Here is a 6423-nt window from a genome sequence, read left to right as displayed (position 1 = left end):
GTGGGAAAACTTACGGACTATAAGTATAATTAATTAGATACAAGTAAGTTACATGCGAATATAAGAGCAGGAGATTTTTCTTTTTAGAGGAAAGGTAGAAAAAAAAGAGAGATGCACAGTGGATTATTGAACACTAAAAGTAGATATTTGCTTTATACACAAGCATTATTGGCTCGTATATTACGAAGTAATAACATATTGCTATCTGTGAATAACATTATAGGTTCATTACATTCTGCTCGAACATATCTTTATCTCCGGCAGCTTTATTACGCATCCGGCTACGATAATTATAGATAGTTGCCAAAGAATAACCGAGAAAATGAGCAATCTTGTTACTGTCTACTACTCCCAGACGGATAAGGGCAAAGATACGAAGTTCTGTTGTCAGAAGTTCATCGGATTTAGGATACACTCTTCCTTCTTCTACCAGCAAATTATTGAAAGCTGAAATAAAGTTCGGGAAAAGTTTCAGAAAAGACCTGTCGAACTCATTATAGAATTCATCCCGCTCATCCCGGATAAACTGTTCGGACTTGATAGCTTTAAACAAATCTTCGATACGCGATGCCATTGCCAATTTTGCCAATGAACGACGATAAGTTTCCAGTTTGTCGAGATAGTTGACACATCTGTCCAGATAGCGGGCGATATAGACTTCTTTTATTTTTCCGGTTTGCTCCAGTTCCGCGTTGACCGCAGACATTTGTTTGTTAGCCAGACTAAGATTCCGCCGCATAACAGACAACTTCTTCATCCAACGATATAGATAGAAAATAGCAATCAGAAGAAACAAAGACAACAAACTGACACTAATCAACATAGCGCGGGAAACGGCACGTTCTTTTTCTTCTTTTAATTTATACGCCTTGTCGATAATCGGAAAAAACTCCGTCACCTCAATAAACCGCAAACGGGCATTACACGCCACAGCATCTTCCATCGAGCAACTCAAGTATTTGTAGGCACGGTCAATATCTCCTGATTCATACATCAGATGCGCGAGTTTCTGCAATGAAGCATACTCCCTCACCGGAGTTTCCAGATCCGCAATGGCAGTCAGAATCAGATAGTAAACTTCTTTTTCGATATCTTTCTTCATACTATAAGCTTCGGAAAGAGTATAATAAATATATACTTTCTGACGTTCATCCTGAATTTCTTTCAAAGCATTGTTCAGCATATCCACAGCGACATCGGCTTTCCCGTTCATTATGCATTTTTCGGCTAAAACAATCGTTTTGTTTGCCTCTGGAGGCATCGCAGCAATAATGGAATCTCTATATAAATCGGTTTTCTTCAAATACTTTTCTTTTTCATTCTTATTGGTCGTATAATCTGCTAACCACCCGTAGCAGGCACGATACGTCTGATAATAAGATAACCGAGTCCACTCATTCAATTTTTTAGGATCAATCCTCTCCAACTGTTCAATGGCTTCTATATACATTCCCATTACTCCCATTACCGTAGCACGATTAATGATGATCTCATACTCCAATTCCGGGCGGTTCAACAATGGAAGGATTTCCATCTCACGGTTAATATAATATAAGGACGAGTCTGCCTGATAATGCAAATAAGCACCAAAAAGAGAGGCATATAATTCATATTTTCGAACAGGATCAGTAGAATGGGCAAGTTCTAATTTCAAGTTATTAATCTCTTTCTCTTTCCGAATCTGGAAAGTCTCTTTCTTGCTTATAACTTCATCCAGCTTTTTAAGAGCAGCCGCATTATCCGTATGCATTGCACACAACGAAAAAGGAAAGAGCAAAAGAAGAAATAGCATATAAAGGGTTAGATTTTTCATAAGATTCCTTTTTAAAGATGTTACAAATATAAGAAATATAGTAATGAAAACGAAAAATATGGGTATAACTATTTTCATTTTCACTTGTATTTTTCGGCATAAGGTATTAGAATATCCAACTAATTATCAGCAACATAGTCAGATAACAGGTTTATATTTCCATTCTAATCTCACAAAGGTGCACAGCATCCCCCTACATTTGCATCATCGGTTCTCCGAGCAAACAGTTAAAAATCTAGCTACCATGAAACGAAATTTGTTATTTGCTATTTTACTATTACTTCTATCGGGTTATCATCAAGCATTCGCCGCAACCAATATAAAGAAAGTGGCTCCTACCTTTTGGTGGGCAGGAATGAAGAATCCCGAACTACAAATACTTCTATACGGCGATGGCATATCATCCGCAGAGGTAAGTATTTCTTCTAATGACATCACCCTGCAGGACGTGGTGAAACAGGAAAATCCTAATTATCTGATCTTATATTTAGATCTTTCAAAAGCTATCCCTCAGCACTTCGACATTCTCCTGAAACAAGGTAAAAAACAGACTAAAATACCATACGAACTTAAACAGCGCAAAGAGAATGCTTCAGCAGTAGAAGGCTTCAACTCCAGTGATGTACTTTATCTCATTATGCCGGACCGCTTTGCCAACGGCAACCCCTCCAATGATATAATTCCCGGAATGTTGGAAGCAAACATAGACCGCAACGAACCTTTCGCCCGTCATGGCGGTGATTTAAAAGGAATAGAGAAACATTTGGATTATATTGCAGACCTCGGAGTTACGAGTATATGGCTTAACCCGATTCAGGAAAATGACATGAAGGAAGGCTCTTATCATGGATATGCCATCACCGATTACTATCAAGTAGACCGTCGCCTCGGAAGCAATGAAGAGTTTCGCAATCTCGTAAAAGAAGCCAATGCTAAAGGGCTAAAGGTAGTCATGGACATGATCTTCAACCATTGCGGTTCGAACAATTATCTATTCAAAGACATGCCTGCCAAAGATTGGTTCAACTTTGAGGGAAACTACATGCAGACCAGTTTCAAAACTGCCACCCAAATGGACCCTTATACTTCCGATTATGATAAAAAGCTGGCCATTGACGGTTGGTTCACACTGACTATGCCGGACTTCAACCAACGAAACCGTCACGTAGCCACTTACCTGATACAGAGTAGTATCTGGTGGATAGAATATGCGGGTATCAACGGAATCCGCCAGGATACACATCCTTACGCCGACTTTGAAATGATGGCGCATTGGTGCAAAGCGGTCAATGATGAATATCCTTCATTCAACATTGTCGGTGAGACATGGCTGGGCAGCAATGTACTGATCTCCTACTGGCAGAAAGACAGTAAACTTGCTTATCCGAAAAACAGTTATCTTCCTACTGTCATGGATTTCCCACTGATGGAAGAAATAAATAAAGCTTTCGACGAAGAAACCACCGAATGGAACGGAGGACTTTTCAGACTCTACGAATACCTCTCACAGGATATTGTCTACGCCGATCCAATGAGTCTGCTGACCTTCCTCGATAATCACGATACTTCCCGTTTCTACCGTTCGGAGGAAGATACCAAGAACCTGAACCGATATAAACAAGCCTTGACATTCTTACTGACTACCCGTGGAATTCCACAAATATATTATGGAACTGAAATCCTGATGGCAGCCGACAAAGCAAATGGAGACGGATTACTCCGATGTGACTTTCCGGGAGGTTGGCAGAATGACGCCAAAAACTGTTTTGAAGCAACCAACCGTACTCCGCAACAAAATGAAGCCTTCTCTTTTATGCAAAAACTGCTCCAATGGAGAAAAGGAAATGAAGTCATCGCCAAAGGCAAACTAAAACATTTCGCACCCAATAAAGGCATTTATGTTTATGAACGCAAATACGGTAACCAATCAGTCGTTGTCTTTCTGAATGGAAACGACCGGGAACAGACTATTGACTTACATCCTTATCAGGAAATACTCTCCACCTCGTCTGCTCATGATTTGCTCACAGACAAAAAGATTGAATTAAGAAATGAATTAACACTTCCAAGCCGTGGGATATACCTTTTAGCCTTCTAAGCAAGTTCACTACGACTTATATTTATCCAATGAAATCAGATAGATAAACAATTATAAAACAAGATACTAGCATTTATACAAACTTGTATTTTTATTCTAATCAAGCAAAAAAGTGAAGGTGGTTGCTACATTTGCAATATCCGAAACAAACAGGAATAGAAATATCGGTTAGCTTACAATTTAATACCATAAATAGAATGAAAAAGAAAAAGTTTTTTTCGATCATCGCATTCCTTTGCATCTCATTCATTGCGAATGCACAACAGAAACTGACCTCACCGGATGGCAATCTGGTTCTGACCTTTCAGGTTAACAAAGAAGGCGCACCAACCTACGACTTGACTTACAAAGGCAAGGTGGTAATTAAGCCGAGCACTCTCGGACTGGAATTGAAAAAAGAAGATAATACCAGAACCGACTTTGACTGGGTAGACCGCAGAGACCTCACCAAGCTCGATTCTAAATCCAATCTTTATAATGGCTTCAAGCTGAAAGATGCGCAAACGACTACCTTTGACGAAACCTGGCAACCAGTCTGGGGAGAAGAAAAGGAAATCCGCAATCAGTATAACGAACTGGCAGTCATTCTGTTTCAGCCAATGAACGACCGTTCCATCGTTGTTCGCTTCCGCCTGTTCAATGATGGTTTGGGATTCCGTTATGAATTTCCGCAACAGAAATCACTGAACTACTTCGTTATCAAGGAAGAACATTCCCAATTTGCCATGGCAGGCAACCATATCGCATACTGGATACCGGGCGATTACGACACTCAAGAGTACGACTACACCATCTCCCGTCTATCGGAAATCAGAGGTTTGATGCAACAGGCGATCACTCCAAATTCTTCTCAAACCCCATTTTCACCGACAGGTGTACAGACGGCACTGATGATGAAAACAGATGATGGTTTATACATCAATCTGCACGAAGCCGCTTTGATTGATTATTCTTGTATGCACCTCAATCTGGACGACAAAAACATGATATTCGAATCCTGGCTGACACCGGATGCAAAAGGGGATAAAGGTTACATGCAGACTCCGTGCAACTCTCCGTGGCGTACGATCATCGTCAGTGATGATGCACGTAACATTCTCGCCTCCCGCATCACCCTCAACCTGAACGAACCTTGTAAGATTGCAGACGCCGCCTCCTGGATTAAACCGGTGAAATATATAGGCGTATGGTGGGACATGATTACCGGAAAAGGTTCCTGGGCTTATACAGATGAACTGACCAGCGTGAAACTTGGCGTTACAGACTACTCCAAAACCAAACCGAACGGCAAACATTCTGCCAATACAGCTAACGTGAAACGTTACATCGACTTTGCCGCAGCCAACGGATTTGATGCAGTGCTGGTAGAAGGTTGGAATGAAGGATGGGAAGACTGGTTCGGCAACAGCAAAGACTATGTATTTGACTTCCTGACTGCATATCCTGATTTCGACGTACAGGAAATCCATCGTTATGCTGCAAGCAAAGGAATTAAAATGATGATGCACCATGAGACTTCTGCATCTGTTCGCAACTACGAACGTCACCTGGATAAAGCTTACCAATTCATGGTAGACAATGGATATAACTCGGTTAAAAGCGGTTATGTGGGTAATATCATTCCACGCGGAGAACATCATTACGGTCAATGGATGAATAATCATTACCTGTATGCCGTGAAAAAAGCCGCCGATTATAAAATCATGGTCAATGCACACGAAGCAACCCGTCCAACCGGTATCTGCCGTACATATCCCAATCTGATCGGTAATGAATCCGCACGTGGAACAGAATATGAATCATTTGGAGGAAATAAAGTATACCACACGACGATTCTGCCTTTCACACGCCTGGTCGGTGGTCCGATGGATTACACTCCCGGCATCTTCGAGACTCACTGTAACCAGATGAATCCGGCAAACAACTCCCAGGTACGTTCAACCATTGCACGCCAACTGGCATTGTATGTCACCATGTATAGCCCTTTGCAGATGGCTGCCGATATTCCGGAAAACTACGAACGCTTTATGGATGCTTTCCAGTTTATCAAAGACGTCGCTCTCGACTGGGACAAAACAATCTATCTGGAAGCAGAACCGGGAGAATACATCACAATTGCCCGCAAAGCAAAAGGAACGGACGACTGGTACATAGGCTGCACAGCCGGTGAAAACGGCCACGACTCCCAATTAACGTTCGATTTCCTGGAACCGGGAAAACAATACGTCGCTACCGTATACGCAGATGCCAAAGATGCCGACTGGAAAGATAACCCGCAGGCATACACCATCAAAAAAGGTATCTTGAATAATAAAAGCAAACTGAATCTGCACGCTGCCAATGGCGGTGGATACGCAATCAGTATCAAAGAGGTGAAAAACAAATCAGAGGTTAAGGGATTGAAAAGACTATAAATAAAGGATAGTCTTAAAAAAAGTGTTTTCAATAGGTATTTTTAAAGAAACTTTTAAGAGAGAGAAATAATATTACTATATTGTTAACTTTAATTTTT

3 protein-coding genes are annotated in these 6423 nt (G+C 41.1%); 2 read left to right on the top strand and 1 reads right to left on the bottom strand.

The window, feature by feature from the left end:
- Positions 1-217: 217 nt before the first annotated feature.
- Positions 218-1813 carry a DUF6377 domain-containing protein gene (locus tag HMPREF9009_RS06530; RefSeq protein WP_004305037.1) on the bottom strand — a complete coding sequence of 532 codons (1596 nt, stop codon included), beginning with the start codon at positions 1811-1813 and terminating at the stop codon, positions 218-220.
- Positions 1814-2057: 244 nt separating this feature from the next.
- Between HMPREF9009_RS06530 and HMPREF9009_RS06525 the strand changes: the two genes are divergently transcribed.
- Both HMPREF9009_RS06525 and HMPREF9009_RS06520 read left to right on the top strand, forming a co-directional pair.
- Positions 2058-3911: a glycoside hydrolase family 13 protein gene (locus HMPREF9009_RS06525; RefSeq protein ID WP_004299758.1), complete on the top strand. Its 1854-nt coding sequence runs from the start codon at positions 2058-2060 to the stop codon at positions 3909-3911.
- Positions 3912-4108: 197 nt separating this feature from the next.
- A complete protein-coding gene (locus HMPREF9009_RS06520; RefSeq protein WP_004299757.1) occupies positions 4109-6325 on the top strand; it encodes a glycoside hydrolase family 97 protein in 2217 nt (738 codons plus the stop codon).
- The last annotated feature ends 98 nt before the right edge of the window (positions 6326-6423 follow it).

The organism is Bacteroides sp. 3_1_13 (genome assembly GCF_001185845.1).
Lineage (GTDB): Bacteria > Bacteroidota > Bacteroidia > Bacteroidales > Bacteroidaceae > Bacteroides > Bacteroides xylanisolvens.
Note: the sequence above shows the minus strand (reverse complement) of the source record. Positions and strands in the feature narration are given on the sequence as shown.

Coding starts and splice junctions, on each gene's coding strand:
- HMPREF9009_RS06530 (WP_004305037.1), bottom strand. CDS start 1,813: ATGAAAAATCTAACCCTTTATATGCTATTTCTTCTTTTGCTCTTTCCT.
- HMPREF9009_RS06525 (WP_004299758.1), top strand. CDS start 2,058: ATGAAACGAAATTTGTTATTTGCTATTTTACTATTACTTCTATCGGGT.
- HMPREF9009_RS06520 (WP_004299757.1), top strand. CDS start 4,109: ATGAAAAAGAAAAAGTTTTTTTCGATCATCGCATTCCTTTGCATCTCA.